The 15249-nt window shown below is 63.8% G+C and carries 13 protein-coding genes; 11 read left to right on the forward strand and 2 right to left on the reverse strand.

The window, feature by feature from the left end; genetic code table 11:
* Nucleotides 1-31: 31 nt before the first annotated feature.
* The 6 genes from fdhD to MPZ60_RS21335 all read left to right on the forward strand — a co-directional run bounded on the left by fdhD (nt 32) and on the right by MPZ60_RS21335 (nt 7271).
* Nucleotides 32-895: a formate dehydrogenase accessory sulfurtransferase FdhD gene (fdhD, locus tag MPZ60_RS21310; protein WP_034357791.1), complete on the forward strand. Its 864-nt coding sequence runs from the start codon at nt 32-34 to the stop codon at nt 893-895.
* Between the two features lie 96 nt (nt 896-991).
* Entirely contained in the window at nt 992-1396 is a 405-nt protein-coding gene (locus tag MPZ60_RS21315; RefSeq protein WP_034357793.1) for a hypothetical protein, read from the forward strand.
* A 157-nt stretch (nt 1397-1553) separates the two neighbouring features.
* Complete coding sequence (gene miaB, locus MPZ60_RS21320; protein WP_003071003.1) at nt 1554-2882, forward strand: tRNA (N6-isopentenyl adenosine(37)-C2)-methylthiotransferase MiaB; 1329 nt, start codon at nt 1554-1556, stop codon at nt 2880-2882.
* Between the two features lie 188 nt (nt 2883-3070).
* Nucleotides 3071-5383 (forward strand): hypothetical protein, encoded by a 2313-nt coding sequence (locus tag MPZ60_RS21325; RefSeq protein WP_034357795.1) that lies wholly within the window; start codon nt 3071-3073, stop codon nt 5381-5383.
* Nucleotides 5365-6567, forward strand: a complete 1203-nt coding sequence (locus tag MPZ60_RS21330; protein WP_034357797.1) for a hypothetical protein — start codon at nt 5365-5367, stop codon at nt 6565-6567. Before MPZ60_RS21325 ends, MPZ60_RS21330 begins: the two co-directional genes overlap by 19 nt.
* The gene (locus MPZ60_RS21335; protein ID WP_034357799.1) at nt 6564-7271 is read left to right on the forward strand and encodes a DUF1266 domain-containing protein; all 708 of its coding nucleotides are present in this window, start codon (nt 6564-6566) and stop codon (nt 7269-7271) included. Before MPZ60_RS21330 ends, MPZ60_RS21335 begins: the two co-directional genes overlap by 4 nt.
* Before the next feature lie 67 nt (nt 7272-7338).
* Here the strand turns inward: MPZ60_RS21335 and MPZ60_RS21340 are convergent, their stop codons facing one another.
* Together MPZ60_RS21340 and ffh are read right to left on the reverse strand one after the other, a co-directional pair.
* On the reverse strand, nt 7339-7917 hold the full coding sequence (locus tag MPZ60_RS21340; protein WP_034357801.1) for a C40 family peptidase: 579 nt from the start codon (nt 7915-7917) through the stop codon (nt 7339-7341).
* Nucleotides 7918-8225: 308 nt separating this feature from the next.
* Nucleotides 8226-9617: a signal recognition particle protein gene (gene ffh / locus MPZ60_RS21345; protein ID WP_003070990.1), complete on the reverse strand. Its 1392-nt coding sequence runs from the start codon at nt 9615-9617 to the stop codon at nt 8226-8228.
* A 493-nt stretch (nt 9618-10110) separates the two neighbouring features.
* Here ffh and MPZ60_RS21350 point away from each other — a divergent pair, with 493 nt between their 5' ends.
* Genes MPZ60_RS21350 through ampD form a run of 5 tightly spaced genes read left to right on the forward strand, consistent with a single transcriptional unit; the run spans nt 10111 to nt 15105 of the window.
* Entirely contained in the window at nt 10111-10917 is an 807-nt protein-coding gene (locus tag MPZ60_RS21350) for an inner membrane protein YpjD (protein ID WP_034357803.1), read from the forward strand.
* Nucleotides 10914-11159: a PP0621 family protein gene (locus MPZ60_RS21355; RefSeq protein WP_034357805.1), complete on the forward strand. Its 246-nt coding sequence runs from the start codon at nt 10914-10916 to the stop codon at nt 11157-11159. The genes MPZ60_RS21350 and MPZ60_RS21355 overlap by 4 nt, the downstream gene beginning before the upstream one ends.
* A 4-nt stretch (nt 11160-11163) precedes the next feature.
* The gene (locus MPZ60_RS21360) at nt 11164-12969 is read left to right on the forward strand and encodes a PAS domain-containing sensor histidine kinase (protein WP_034357807.1); all 1806 of its coding nucleotides are present in this window, start codon (nt 11164-11166) and stop codon (nt 12967-12969) included.
* 47 nt (nt 12970-13016) lie between these two features.
* Nucleotides 13017-14483, forward strand: a complete 1467-nt coding sequence (locus MPZ60_RS21365; protein ID WP_080746073.1) for a sigma-54 dependent transcriptional regulator — start codon at nt 13017-13019, stop codon at nt 14481-14483.
* Nucleotides 14476-15105, forward strand: a complete 630-nt coding sequence (ampD, locus tag MPZ60_RS21370) for a 1,6-anhydro-N-acetylmuramyl-L-alanine amidase AmpD (protein WP_034357811.1) — start codon at nt 14476-14478, stop codon at nt 15103-15105. Before MPZ60_RS21365 ends, ampD begins: the two co-directional genes overlap by 8 nt.
* Nucleotides 15106-15249 lie beyond the last annotated feature (144 nt).

Genomic DNA, 15249 nt, shown 5'->3' on the forward strand with positions numbered 1-15249 from the left:
AAGGGATGCGCCTGCTGACTATCATCAGCCCATGACCGAGTCCGCCTGCCCCATCCCTGCCCAGCCGATAGCACCGCTGCACACCCATGCCGTGAGCTTCTTCAACGCCGGGCAGCAGGAGCGGCAGGAGCGCGTGCTCGCGGCCGAGGTGCCGATCGCGCTGGTCTTCAACGGCATCTCGCATGCGGTGATGATGGGCTCACCCACCGATGTGGAGGACTTTGCGCTGGGCTTTGCGCTGACCGAGGGCATCATCGACAGCGCCACTGACTGCTACGGCATCGAAGCCCACCCCGTGTCTGCCGCGGCGGCCGGCCTGCCCGAAGGCATGGACGGCATGGAAGTGCAGCTCGACATCGCCTCGCGCTGCTTTGCGCGGCTCAAGGACAAACGCCGCAGCATGACGGGCCGCACGGGTTGCGGCGTCTGCGGAGTCGAGAGCTTTGCGGCGCTGGACCTGTCGTTTGATGCCCTGCCGCCCCAGGGCTGGCTGGAGCGGGTCGACGCAGCCACCGTGCTCAAGGCGATTGACGCCCTGCCGCCACACCAGATTCTCAATGCCGAGGCCGGCGCCATCCATGCCGCAGGCTGGGCCACGCTGGCGGGCGACATCACGGATGTGCTCGAAGACGTGGGCCGCCACAATGCGCTGGACAAGCTGGTCGGCCGGCTGGCGCGCACGGGCCGCCTCGGCGAACCCGGCTTTGTGCTGCTGTCCAGCCGCGGCAGCCATGAACTGGTGCGCAAATGCGCCAAGGTCGGCATCGCGGCGCTGGCCACGATTTCCGCGCCCACCGTCATGGGCGTGCGCATGGCGGAGCTGACGGGCCTGCGCTTCTGGGGGCTGTGCCGCCCGCCCAAGGCCGTGCTCTATGCCGCGGGCGGCAAAGCCTGAGCAAGCCCTGCTGCCAAGCGCCAGCCTCTAGAATCACGGCATTGCGGCCATGACTCCAGCTCTGACCGCCCCACGATCAGCCCCTGGATATACACCATGAACCGCTGCACCACCACCCGCTTCAGCCGCCGCCTTTGGGGCTGCGCCCTGTTGGTTGCTGCCGCCAGCGCCAGCCTGCCGGCCCTGACACAGGGCCTGCCCTCGGACGACACGCGCAACTTTCCGCCCACGGCGCAGTTCGGCGAACTGACGGTCACCAATTTCCCCGAAGTGGCCATTAACGGCACGACCATCCGCACCACGCCGGGCTTTCGCTTGTTCAGCCGCGAACGCAGCCTGGTTTTTGCCAGCAACTATGCAGGCCAGAAGCTGCTGGTGGGCTATGTGATCGAGCCGCAGACCCAGGGCCTGCACACGGCCTGGATTCTGACCTCGGCCGAAATCGAGAAATACAAGCCGATCCAGCCGCGCACCCTGCTGCAGCGCGTGTTCGGCAGCTGAGTCCGGTCCGCGCCGGCCGCTATTGATTGACGAGCTGCTTGCGCTTTTTCAGCAAGCTTTTCGAACTGTTTCCATATCCAAATCGAGTGATGGCAAGCGCCAGCCGCTATCACTTTGTGCTTGCAGACACTGCAGGCCCACCTGACAAGAGCGCCCCATGAGCAAGAAAGTCTTTATCAAAACCTTTGGCTGCCAGATGAACGAGTACGACTCGGACAAGATGGCCGATGTGCTGGGCGCGGCCCAGGGTTACGAGCCCACGCAGAACGTGGACGAGGCCGATCTGATCCTGTTCAACACCTGCTCGGTGCGCGAGAAGGCCCAGGAAAAAGTATTCAGCGATCTGGGCCGCATCCGCCATCTCAAGGAAAAAGGCGTGCTGATCGGCGTGGGCGGCTGCGTGGCCAGCCAGGAGGGTGCAGAGATCATCAAGCGCGCTCCGTTTGTCGATGTGGTCTTCGGTCCCCAGACCCTGCACCGCCTGCCCGAGCTGCTCAATCAGCGTGCGGCCAAGGCCAAGCCCCAGGTCGATATCTCCTTCCCCGAAATCGAGAAGTTCGACCACCTGCCGCCGGCCCGCGTGGAAGGCGCTTCGGCCTTTGTCTCCATCATGGAAGGCTGCTCCAAATATTGCAGCTACTGCGTCGTGCCCTACACACGCGGCGAGGAAGTCAGCCGCCCCTTCGAGGACGTACTGGTGGAAGTCGCGGGCCTGGCCGAGCAAGGCGTCAAGGAAATCACGCTGCTGGGCCAGAACGTCAACGCCTACCTGGGCAAGATGGGCGACAGCAGCGAGATGGCCGACTTCGCGCTGCTGCTGGAATATGTGGCCGAGATTCCCGGCATCGAGCGCATCCGCTACACCACCAGCCATCCCAACGAATTCACGCCGCGCCTGATCGAGGCCTACGCCAAGATTCCGCAGCTGGTCAGCCATCTGCATCTGCCCGTGCAGCATGGCAGCGACAAGATCCTCATGGCCATGAAGCGCGGCTACACGGCCATGGAGTACAAGAGCACCATCCGCAAGCTGCGCGCCATCCGTCCCGATCTGGCCATGAGCAGCGACTTCATCGTGGGCTTCCCCGGCGAGACCGAGGAAGACTTCCAGAAGATGATGAAGCTCATCCACGATGTGCGCTTCGACAACTCGTTCAGCTTCATCTTCAGCCCCCGCCCCGGCACGCCTGCAGCCAATCTGCACGACGACACGCCGCACGAAGTCAAGCTGCGCCGCCTGCAGGAGTTGCAGGCCGTGATCAACACCAACATCAAGGAGATCAGCGAAGAACGTGTCGGCACGGTGCAACGCCTGCTGGTCGAAGGCGTGAGCAAGCGCGACGGCAGCGAGCTGATGGGCCGCACCTATTGCAACCGCGTGGTCAACTTCCCCGGCAACGAGCGTTTGATCGGACAGATGGTGGATGTGAAGATTACCGAAGCCAAGGCCTACACCTTGCGCGGCGAAGTCCTGGTCAAGGATTGACAGCCCGACAGTCCCCAGCCTCATCCACAAAAAGCCTGCCTGCAATTCCAAGGCAGGCTTTTTTCATGACTGGTTATAAATTCTGTAACAAATGGTGATGCCTTGCCGGATGGCACACACCTCTTCAATCCGAAGCTAGGATGATGACCTATTGGGGCCAAGCTGCCTCGGATTGAACTCTGGACACCATGAACCAAACTGCCGCACTGCAGGGCGATGCCATCTACGCCCTGCTGGACCAAGCCCATGAGCTACTGAACGACTACAACGACGACAAGCCCGGCAGCATCAGCCGTCAGGACCGCATCGCTGCTGCGGTGGAGTTGATGGGGCAGCAGAACTTTGCCCCAGCCACCGTGCAGGAGCTCGAGCGCGTTCACGACTTCTGGCTCTACCTCGATCAGCCCGAAGCGGCCAACAAGCTGCTGCAGCAGCATCGCGACACCGCCCTGGCCGCTGCCGACGAACTGAGCCCCGCAGAGGCCGCGCTGCGCCTGAGCCTCAGCGACATCCAGAGCCGCATGGGTTTTGACCAGCCCTCCGCACAAGCACTGCTGAGTGCCGCAGCACAAGCCATTGCCCGGCTGCCCGAGGATGTGGACAGCGACAACTACTGGCATGGCTGGCACTGGATGGCCTCGCAGCTCCAGGCCTGGGAAGCTGCGGCCACGGGCCTTGAGCTGCAACGCGCCCAGGAGCGTCGCAACCCCGATCTGGCCGAAGATGCGGCCTACCTCGATGCCATCCTCTGCGTTCGCAAGGCGGAAATGGCTCAGAAAAGCGGCCACGCCAGCGAGTCAGCCAGCCTCGTGCAAAACGCCATCAATATATTGCGTGATGCCGCGCCCGATCAGCAGGTGGACTTTGACCGCTGGATGACGCTGGCCGACCATGTGCTGCCGCTGGCCCCGCAAAGCCTGCCCGCCCTGCTCATGGCCTGCGAGCAGCAACTGGCCGCTCTGGAGAATCCCCCGCCCTCGCAGGCCGTCAAGGCGCATCGCCAAGTCAAGATCGTGCGACTGCAAGCCCAGGCCTGTGCGCAGGCCGGTCAGCTGGAGGCAGCGCTGCAACTGGCGCCTCAGGGACACTTCGGCCTGACGGATGACTCGGGCGATCCCTTCAGCGCCTCCCAACTGGGTTGGCTGGTGCAGGCCGGCCGCTTGAAGGAGGCCGCCGATCTGGCGCTGGAAAGCGTGCTCCACGCCCGCCCCGTCTCGGCCGTGGCCGCTTTTCAACTGGCCAAGGAACAGTTCAGCAACGACCCGGCCAACGCCATCACCTGGGCGCTGGTTCTGGCCATTGGCCAGACTGACGAGGACATGCGCCAGCTGCTCGCGCAAGAAGAGATGCCACTGCATCCGGCTGATTTCTATCTGAACATGGTGCGCGCAGCCCAGCCGGCGCATCCGGTGCTGGCTCTGCTAGACGGCCTGCGTCTGGCACGCAAGCGCCAGATGGAGCAGGCTCTGCCGCTGCTGGAAATTGGCGTGGGCCAGCACCCCGAGATGGCCGACAGCGACAAGCTGCCCGCGCTCTGGGCTGCCCGCTTTGCCGCGCTGCCGCTGGAAGAAGCGCTGGCTCGGCCTTTTCCCCAGGGCCATGGCGCGCACTGGTGCTACGCCGCCGGCGTGGTCCTTGACGATGCAGACGATCTGGCTCCGCTGATGGGCGGCAAGAAGAAAGTGCCTGCGCAGGAGGTGCGCGAGCCTCTGGTCGTGCGCTACTACGAGGAGGGTCTCGCCCGCTTCGAGCATTTCTGGGCGACTGGCCAGGGCCGCTTCAAGGATGGCGACCTGCATGTGTACTCCATGCTCTGCAACAACCTGGCCATCAAGTACCGCTTCATGGACCGCTACGACGAAGCCGCCGAGCTGCACCACAAGGGCCTGGGCAGCAGCCCGTTTGCCGAGCATCACAACGGCCTGCTGTGGTGTGCCGTGGGCAAGGACGACGACGCGCAGACCGTGGTCGAGGCCGAGCGCCTGTGGCATTTCGCCCAGGAGCATGGCTACAGCCGCCATGAGCCCACACGTTACTTCTCCACCGTCGCCCTATCGCTCTACAAGCTCAACCGCGATGACGAGATCAGCATCTGGATGGAGCGTCTGGACCAATGGTTCCACGACCTGGATGAAGACGAGCAGCGCGACGTGCGCCGCAACTACCTGGCGTCCCTGATGTCCATGCTGGACTTTTTCTCCAGCACACGCCCCGAGCTGGTGCTGCCGCGCCTGCGCGCGCATCAGCAAGAAGTCATCGCGCTGCAGGACTGCTATCCGCTGCGCCGCCTGGCCTGTGCGCTGGAAGCCTACCCCGAGCTGCTGGAAGAATCCGTGGCACTGCACAAGCAGGCCAACAGCTATCTGGACAAGGATGACGACGAGGACGAGCGGCGCATGTCGCAGTCCGGCATAGAGCGCGCCGAGCGCAAGCTGGCCGAACGCGACGCCCAGGCCGGCGCTGAGGCATCGGGTCGCAAACCATGGTGGAAATTCTGGTGAATCAGGTCGTCGAAAAAGCCGCTGCCGCCAGTGCCTACAAGGCGCGCGATGTCGTCAACGCCCCGGCCATCAAGCAGCGCATCAAGGAGCGCAGCGCAGAGCGCGGCGACGCAGCCGATGTCGCTGCCTGGCTGGGCAACCACTTCTACCGCCATGTGGTGGGCAATCTGCAGGCCGACGAGCCTGACGTGCTGCGCATTGCCGACGTCCGGCAGTTGCAGGAGCTGGCCGGCCGTCAGCAGCCGCCGGCCTGGGCGCTGGAGCGGCTGGAGCGCAGGCAGGCCGGCTTCGAGCTGCCCGAGCTCTGGTGGGTGCAGCCCGACAGCGCCGCCCTGCTGGCGCTGGAGACACGGCTGGTGGAATTTCTCTCCACCCGCAAGGGCACCTCTCTCGAAGGCAAGCTGCAGCGCGTGAACTGCCCGCAGGCGCTGGCGCGCTGGACGCTGGAGCATCTGGCTTTCGAGAAAAAGCAGAACAGCGGCCGGGTCGAGCACAGCTCGAGCGCCGTGCACGGGCTGCTGCGCGGCCAGCACGGTACCTTTGTGGAGTTTGACGGCACAAGTGCGCAGATGCGCCAGGAAATGGCCTATGAAAGCCAGATGATGGGCCACTGCGTGGGCCAGTTTGCCAACCGCAAGTCCTTCAGCGGCGGCTATGGAGAACATTACGCCGAGGGTCTCGAGTCGGGGCGCATGCGGCTGTTCAGCTACCGCACGGGCACGGCCCAGCCCCGCATCACCGTCAATGCCTATGTGCAAAAGGACGGCAAGCTTCAGATCGAGCAGATCAAGGGCAAGCAGAACCGACCGCCGATTGCGCGCTATATGCCCGATGTGGTGACTCTGCTCAATCATCTGCCGCTCAATGACGAGGTGCCCGAGGACGCGCTGTCCATGGGCATTGTGCGCCGCCCGCCCGAGCTGCTGAAGTCCCATCCGGGGCTGGCGCCCTGGTGCTCGGTGCAGGAGCTGCAGACCGACGACGAGCAACTGTGGCTGATGCAGCAGCACCCCGCCCTGCTGCCCCGGCTCAATCTGCAGTCACCGCTGATGCAGTGGATGGTGGCGGCACGCAAGGACTCGCTGGACAGCGAAGTCATTGAACGCATGCCCAAATCCGCCGCACTGAAACAGAGCTTGCTGATGGCCAGAAAGCGTCCCGGTCGCCCAGGAGTTCGCACATGAGCGGATGGACGATCTTTCTACTCATCGTGGCCCTGGTCTACTGGGTGCTGCGCGGCGGCTTCAAGCGCCTCAAGGAGGCCAGGCAACGCGGCGACATCATCAGCTACCAGGCGGGCAGCCAGGAGCGCAACTGGGCCCTGGCCCTGGCCCACCCCATGGCCTACCACGCCATGCAAGGCGGCTTTGCCAGCGATCTGCATGGCGCTGACGATGCGCTGGCCAGGCAGCTGCGCCCCATGATCCTGCACCATCTTGGCCTGCGCACCGACCTCAGCGACGAACAGGTGCGCCAGCAACTGCCCGACGCACTGCGCCAGCGCTGGTTCATGCTGGATCTGCAGCGCCTGCAGCGCAGCGACGACGTGCGCGCCGCAATGGCGTTTGCCTGCGCGCGCGTGACCTTTTTTGTGCGCAGCGCCAGGCTGCTGGAATGGACGGACGAAGCCCTGCATTGGGATATCCTTCAGCTCAACGCCCAGCGCGCCCAGCAATGCTTCGACAGCTGGCTTGCTTTCGGTCAGGCCTATGCACAGGGCCGCGCACAATGGCTGGCACAAGGCCGCAGCGATGTACTGGGCAAGGCCTTCACGTCCGAAGAAGTGGCGCAATGGGTGACGCAGGAGCAGCACCCCTGGCATGCGATGAGCTGGAATCTGCCGCTGACCGGCGATGAGGCAAAGCCCGCCTCCGAGCCTGCGGCATAAGTGCGGGACACCCGCAAAAACCGAGGGACTGCCAGGCAGTCCCTTTTTACATCCGCGGCGCGGGCATTCAGGCAAAGATACTTCGGGCTTCCGTGAATCGCTTGGCGAAGTACACATTGTCCATGCGTACCCGCTGCACCGTTCCGCCGCTGGACGGCGCGTGCACGAACTGTCCGTTTCCCACAAAAATTCCCATATGGGAATAGCGCCCGCCCAGAGTGTTGAAGAACACGAAGTCGCCGCGCATCAGATCGCGTCCGTCCACCGGGTTGCTGGCCTGCGCCCATTGCGATGTGGTGCGGGGCAGGCGCATTTCCGTGATGCCCCCCACGGCCCACTGAATCAGACCGCTGCAGTCAAAACCGCCTTCAGGCGAGTTGCCGCCATAGGTGTAAGGCGTGTTGACCACCAGCATGGTTCGCGCCAGCAGCGACTCGCGCAGCTCTGCATCCAGACTCAGGGCATTGGCCGGGCGCACGGAAGATCCGCCTTGCGCAGCAGGCCGGGGCTTGTCTTTGGTGGTGGAACACCCGGCCAGCACCGCAAGCAGCGAGCCCGCCAGCATCAGCGCGCCGCGGCGCTCCAGACATTGAGGCAGAGGTTGCCGCTGACCCGCCTCCACGAAAGTCCTGTCTTGTAGCTTCATGGAAAGGCATGTTCTCAGAAAGCCGCCCATACAGCCACCTTCTACCCCCAATTACTGCGCTTCTTTACAAAAAAGTGAGCTGCTCTCGCTTGTCATTCCTTTGATTTAGATGCATTTCTCATCAAAACCCATAAACAACAAGCGCAAGCAGCTCACTTTTTATAGATCGCTGATCTCAAACCAAGCACCCCCCAACTCAGGGACAGCGAGCAAGCGCCTATGCCGGCCGCGCCGCCGCGCAGCGAGGCTGTCGTCCCCCTTGGGGGCGCCCGGCCAGGGGAAGCCGCGCAGCGGCTCAGGGGGAGCTATCAGAACGGCAGCTTGGGCATGCCGCCGCCGCCCATCATGCCCTTCATGGCCTTCATGCCGCCCATCTTCTTCATCATCTTCATCAGACCGCCGCCCTTGAACTTCTTCATCATGGTCTGCATCTGCTCGAACTCCTTGAGCAGGCGGTTGACTTCCTGCACCTGCACGCCGGCGCCGTCGGCAATACGCTTTTTGCGCGTGGCCTTGATCAGGGCGGGGTTCTTGCGTTCCTTGAAGGTCATGGAGCAGATGATGCCTTCCTTGCGCTTGATCTCGCGCTCGGCCTTGTCCATATCGACCTGACCGGCCTTGCCGGCCAGCTCGGCGGGCAGCTTGTCCATCAGGGTCGAGAGACCGCCCATCTGCTTCATCTGCTGCAGCTGGGCCAGAAAGTCGTTGAGGTCGAAGCCGTCGCCGCTCTTGAGCTTCTCGGCCATCTTCTGCGCGGCTTCCATGTCCACGCCCTTGGTGACCTGCTCGACCAGGGCCACGATGTCGCCCATGCCCAGCACGCGCTGTGCGTGGCGGTCGGCATCGAAGACTTCCAGGCCGTCGATCTTTTCCGAGACACCGGCGAACTTGATGGGCGCGCCCGTGATCTGGCGCACCGACAGCGCAGCTCCGCCGCGCGAATCGCCATCGAGCTTGGTCAGAACGATACCGGTCAGCGGCAGCGCTTCCTTGAAGGCCTTGGCCGTGTTGACCGCATCCTGGCCCTGCATGGCATCGACCACGAACAGGGTTTCGACGGGCTTGAGCGTGGCGTGCAAATCCTTGATTTCGGCCATCAGCAGCTCGTCGATGGCCAGACGGCCGGCCGTATCCACCAGCAGCACATCGAAGAAATGCTTTTTGGCGTAGTCGATCGCGGCCACGGCGATATCGTGGGGCTTCTGGTCGGGCGTGGAAGGGAACCACTCGGCGCCAGCCTGGGCCGTCACGGTCTTGAGCTGCTCGATGGCCGCGGGGCGATAGACGTCTCCCGAGACCGTGAGCACCTTTTTCTTGCGCTTTTCGATCAGATGCTTGGCCAGCTTGGCCGTGGTGGTGGTCTTGCCGGCCCCTTGCAGACCCGCCATCAGAATGACGGCGGGAGGCTGGGCATTGAGGTTGATGTCGGCCACGCCTTCGCCCATGGTCGCCGCCAACTCCTTGTTGACGATGGACACCAGCACCTGGCCGGGCTGCAGCGAGCTGATGACTTCCTGGCCCAGCGCCTTTTCCTTGACGCGGGCAATGAAGTCGCGCACCACGGGCAGGGCCACGTCGGCCTCCAGCAAGGCCATGCGCACTTCGCGCAGCATGTCCTGCACATTGGACTCGGTGATGCGGGCCTGGCCGCGCATCTCTTTGACAAGGCGCGAGAGTTTATCGGTGAGTGCGGAGGCCATAAGCAAAAAGCATTCGAAAGTTATGGATGGACGGGAGTCGTGCGCGAGCGCGCAGCACGGCTCCGGGCAGCTTGCGGACCCAGCCCAGGCGAGGCGAAGCTGCATGAACAGGCATTTTACCCGCTGCCCTTGATTGACGATGCCCCGCAGGCTTGTCCGTGATCTGCCTCAGGCGTGCAAGGTCGCTGCGCCCTGCCTCACAACTCCCTCGAAAGAGACCAGGCCGGTCCTGAATGGACCTTAATGGACCTGAATCGAGCTCTCCTGCAAGTCCTTGCTCGTGGCCCAAGACTGGCCGGCTGGGCGGGAAGACTGGAGACATCGCCCGGCTGAAGAAAATCATTGAAGAACGGGCTCAAAAGTCGACGATCTGCTCGCAAGCGCTCAAACCCACGCTCATGACCGGGTTCAGGCAGTGCTTTATGCACAAAATTGCCGGACGGCAGCGGCCTGCAAAAGATGAGTGCGGGCCAGCGGCACTATCATAGAAAGCATGCTCTCCCAACCGCTCACCGCAGCTGGCCCCATTGGCTGGATCCTGGCCATGGCCGCAGCCATTGCCTACGCCATTCCTGCACTTGCCACCCAGCACCTGCAAGAAGCCGGTGCCCGTCGCTGCCTGCGCCTGGCCTGGGCACTGCATGCCCTGCTGCTGGGCTGGGGTCTGCTTGGCGAGCTGCCGCACTTCGGCTTTGCTCCTGCACTCTCTATCACTGCCTGGCTGGTGCTGACCGTCTATGTGGTGGAGCAGCAGCTCTATCCGCAGCTGCGCTCGCGCTGGCCGCTGTCCATGCTGGGCAGCGTGGCCGTGCTTCTGGCCGTGGTGTTCCCCGGCACTCCGCTGCACGTCAACGCCTCGCCCTGGCTGCCGCTGCATCTGGCTCTGGGTATTGCTTCCTACGGCCTGTTTGCCGCAGCCGTCGTTCATGGCGCGCTGATGAGCCATGCCGAGCGGCAGATGCGCCAGGGCGGCGACCATGACAGCGGACTGCCGCTGCTGACGCTGGAGCGGCTGACCTTCCGTTTTGTCGGAGCGGGCTTTGTGCTGCTGACCGCCACACTGGCCGCAGGCTGGCTGTTTGGCGAGCAGCTCTACGGCAAGGCCTGGGTGTGGAATCACAAATCCATTTTCTCCCTGCTGTCCTGGCTGGCATTTGCCGTGCTGCTGTTCGGCCGCAAGCGATTCGGCTGGCGCGGCCAGAGCGCCGTACGTGTTCTTTATATCGGCGCCATCTTTTTGCTGCTGGCCTATGCCGGCTCGCGGTTTGTGATTGAAGTCCTGCTGGAGCGCGCAGCATGAAGTATTTGCTGGTCCTGCTGGTCGTGGTGGTGGCTGTCGGAATCTGGCGCAGCAAACGCCGCGCTGAAGTGGCCGATCAGACCAGGCCTGCCAGCACCCCCAAGCAGGCACAGACCATGGTAGCTTGTGCTCACTGCGGCCTTCACCTGCCGCAAGCAGATGCTGTCAACGACGCCTCGGGCAAGATCTTCTGCAGCGCGGAACACCGCCGCCTGGCCCAGCAAGACACTGCCCGCCACTGACCGCATGGTGAACTCCGCCTCGCCCTGGCAGCACACCGCCATCCCGCTCGATGAAGCCATCAGCCGGCGCGCGGACGCCAGTCTCAACGCCCCGTTCGTGCGCCTGTGGCAGGCCTTCCTCAGCGGCCGCGTGCTTCTGGCGCTGGCCCTGGTGCTGCTGCAGACGCTGAATCTGCAGCTGCAGAACATCAGCTCCCCCCTGGCCTGGCTGATCTGCTTCACCTATCTGACGCTGACCGTCGTGCTGCGCCTGGCTGCCGGACGTCATTTGCCGGCGCCTCGCGCAGCCCTGCAATGGCTGCCCGTGATCGGCGTCGACATTGCGGTGATCTTTCTGCTGCAGATCTTTCAGGTCGGCTCGCTCAACTACACCGCGCTGCTGGCCATTCCCGTCCTGATTTCCTCGGCGCTGGGCGGACTGATGCTGGCCTTTGGCACCACGGCCAGCATCACGCTGCTGACGCTGGCCTATACCTTCTGGCAATACCATGGCGGGCTCAACGACGGCGCCCAGTCTTACTACCAGACGGCTTTTTCCTGCGCCGGCTATTTCTGCGTGGCCTATCTCACGCACGAGCTGGCCAAGCGTGTCCGGCGCGAGCGTTCCCAGGCACTGTTCAACCGCTTGCGCACCCAGACCCAGGAGCAGGTCAACAGTCTGGTGATCAACCACTTCTCCGACGGCGTGCTGGTGGTCGACTCGAGCTTGCTGGTTCTGCAGGCCAACCCAGCTGCCTTGCAGCTGCTGGGCCTGCCCATAGATCACCCCCAGCCTTTTTCCCTGCAGGCCCACAGCTGGTGGGAGCCGCTGGCGCATTCAACACAAGCCAGCTTTGCCCATGCCCGCCCGCTGTCCGCCACGATTCACCTGCAGGCCCATGAACGACACGGCGCCACGGGCATGCATGTGCGCACACGCATCACCGAAGTTTCGGCGCCCTATCTGGACGAAGGGCCGCAGGCGCAAGCCAGCCATTCGCTTTGCGTCATGTTTCTTCACGACCTGCGCGAAATGGAAGCGCAGCTGCGCACCGAAAAGCTGGCCTCCATGGGCCGTATGTCGGCTGCCGTGGCCCATGAAATACGCAACCCGCTGGCCGCCATCACCCAGGCCAATGCGCTGCTGGCCGAAGACCTGGCGAGCCAGCCCGGCCCCCAACAGCTATGCCGGATCGTGGGGCAGAACGCCGACCGACTGGCCCGCATCGCCGAAGAAATCCTCAACCTGGCACGCGTGCAGCAGGGCGCAGAAACCCATCAGGGCCAGTCGCTGCCGCTGGACACCCTGCTGGCCCAGATCAGCCATGAATGGCGCATACAGGCCGCTCCGCCGCGCCAGCTTCTGCTGCGGCTCAATGCAACGGCCCGCCACATCCTGTTCGATGAAGAGCATCTGCGCCGCGTGCTGATCAACTTGCTGGACAATGCCCAGCGCCACCGCAGCCATGCCGGCAATGAGGCAGGCCTGCAGTTGATCAGCGGCCACGGGCCCTTGAACGGTCAGATCCAGGGTCTCGCACCGCAGGACGACACCTGCTGGTTCATGGTCTGGAGTGATGGGGCACCGCTGGAGTCCAGCGTCGAGCGCCATCTGTTCGAGCCGTTCTTCTCCTCTCAAAGCCGCTCCAGCGGCCTCGGACTCTATATATGCCGCGAGCTGTGCCAGCGCTACGATGCCTCCATCAGCTATCAACGCCTGGCTCGCAGCACACCGCAAGGCGAGGTGAACGGCAATGCCTTTATCGTGACTCTGCGCAGCGGCCCTTCATCCCTCGCGAGCCACTCCCTGTTTGACTCGATCATGGTGTAAGCCCAGTGACATCATCGCCTCACTCATCCGCAGCGGCCAGCATTCTCGTGGTCGATGATGAACCGGATCTGCGCACGCTCTACGAGCTGACCTTGCTGCGGGAAGGCTACCGCGTGGAAACCGCGGGCTCGGTCCAGGAAGGCATGACTCAGTTGCAAGGCCGCAATTTCGATGTCTTGATTACCGATATGCGCCTGCCCGACGGGATCGGCATGGAGCTGCTGCTGCAACTGCGCGATCAGTCGCGCAGCGAGCGCTGCATCGTCATGACGGCCTACGGCTCTGCCGAAAACGCCGTCGAGGCCCTGCGCGCGGGTGCGTTCGACTATCTGACCAAGCCCGTGGATCTGCGCCAGTTCCGTCAGGTCGTGGCTTCGGCTGTGCAAGGCATTGGCGCGGTGCCCAAGCCCGGCAACCCGCAGACCAGCGACAGCTCGGCCGCCAGCGGCACTGGTGCGGGAACGCCAGCTGGCGCCCTGGAGGCTCTGGTTGGCAGGTCTCAGGCCATGCAACTGGTCAAGCAGCGCATTGCCAAGGTCGCCAAAGGCATGGCTCCCGTGCTGATCCACGGTGAATCCGGCACGGGCAAGGAACTGGTGGCACGCGCCCTGCACGGCTGCAGCCAGCGGGCCGGCGGACCCATGGTCGCGGTCAACTGCGGTGCCATCCCGGAAAGCCTGCTCGAAGCCGAGTTCTTCGGTGCCCGCAAGGGCTCCTACACCGGTGCCACGCAGGACAGGCCCGGCTACTTCCAGGCCGCACAGGGCGGCACCTTGTTTCTCGATGAAATCGGCGACCTGCCCCTGGCCATGCAGGCCAAGCTGCTGCGCGCCATTCAGGAGCGCAAGATTCGTCCACTGGGCAGCACCCAGGAAGAAGCCGTCGATGTGCGCATCGTCAGCGCCACCCACCGCGATCTGGGAGCGGAAGTGCAGGCAGGCAATTTCCGCCAGGACCTGTTCTACCGCCTCAACGTCATCGAAATCGAGCTGCCCGCGCTGCGCGAGCGCCGTGAAGACCTGGGCCAGCTATGCCAGGCTTTGCTGCAAAAGCTGGCCCGCGAATCCGGACTGGCTACGCCGGAGCTGGACGACATCAGCCTGAGCCAGATAGCCCGGCTCCCGCTGCCTGGCAATGTGCGCGAGCTGGAGAACGTGCTGCACCGCGCCATTGCACTGGGCGAGGAGGGCCCGCTGCGTCTGCCCGAATCCGGCGTGCCAGCCGAGTGCGATGGCGTGGCGGTAGCGGCTTCCTCGGGCGCTTGGGCATCGAGCGCACCGCCGCCGCAAACTCAGCACGCAGGCAGTCCGGCCATGCTGCCGGAGGATCTGCAAGGCTGGCTTGATGAGCAGGAGCGCAGCATCCTGGTCAGAGCCCTGCAGGACAACGGCTTCAACCGCACAGCCACGGCGGCCAGACTGGGCATCAGCCTGCGCCAGATTCGCTACCGCATCGACCGTCTGGGCATAGACCTGCCGGCCGAAGGCAGCAAACACCAGAGCGACAATGTCTGATTCCACGCCCCTTTCCTCCTCCCTGACCCAGCCCTGGCAGGCCGGCTGGTATGGTGCGGCGCGTCAGCTGAGATCTCCCAATTTCGGCCCTCGCCCCGAGGATGCGCAGATCGATCTCGTCGTCATCCACTCCATCAGCCTGCCTCCGGGCCAGTACGGCACAGGCGCGGTGCAGCAACTGTTCACCAATCAGCTGGACTGGAACGCCCACCCCTATTACCAGGGCATTCGCGGCCTCGAAGTCTCGTCACATTTCTTTATCACGCGTCAGGGCGAGATCTGGCAGTTCGTCAGCTGCGACGACCGCGCCTGGCATGCCGGTGTCAGTCAGTGGCGCGGGCGCGAGCGCTGCAACGACGACTCCATCGGCATCGAACTCGAAGGCCTGGAAGGCCTGAGCTTTGAAGTTCCGCAGTACCAGGCCCTGCAGCAGCTTTGCATGGCCATCGCGGCGCACTATCCGGTGCGCTACATCGCCGGACACGAGCACATCGCGCCTGGGCGCAAGCAGGACCCCGGACCCGGTTTCGACTGGCAGCGGCTGCAGCAGCAGCTGGCCAGCACAGACGGCACGCGCAGCTGGGAATTCCCCCCCAATCCTGCAGCCTCAGGCGCAGCCTGAAATCTTCATAGCACCTACTGCCTTTCAGCACTCGATTTCATACATATTCGCAGCTGAAATCTTTTATTCGCAGGCGCCATGTGCTCCTCATTTTGAGAATCCCAATCATCCATCGTTGCGGGGCGTCGAAACGGCATGTCAATG

This window comes from Comamonas sp. 7D-2 (assembly GCF_022749555.1).
Classification (GTDB): domain Bacteria; phylum Pseudomonadota; class Gammaproteobacteria; order Burkholderiales; family Burkholderiaceae_C; genus Comamonas; species Comamonas thiooxydans.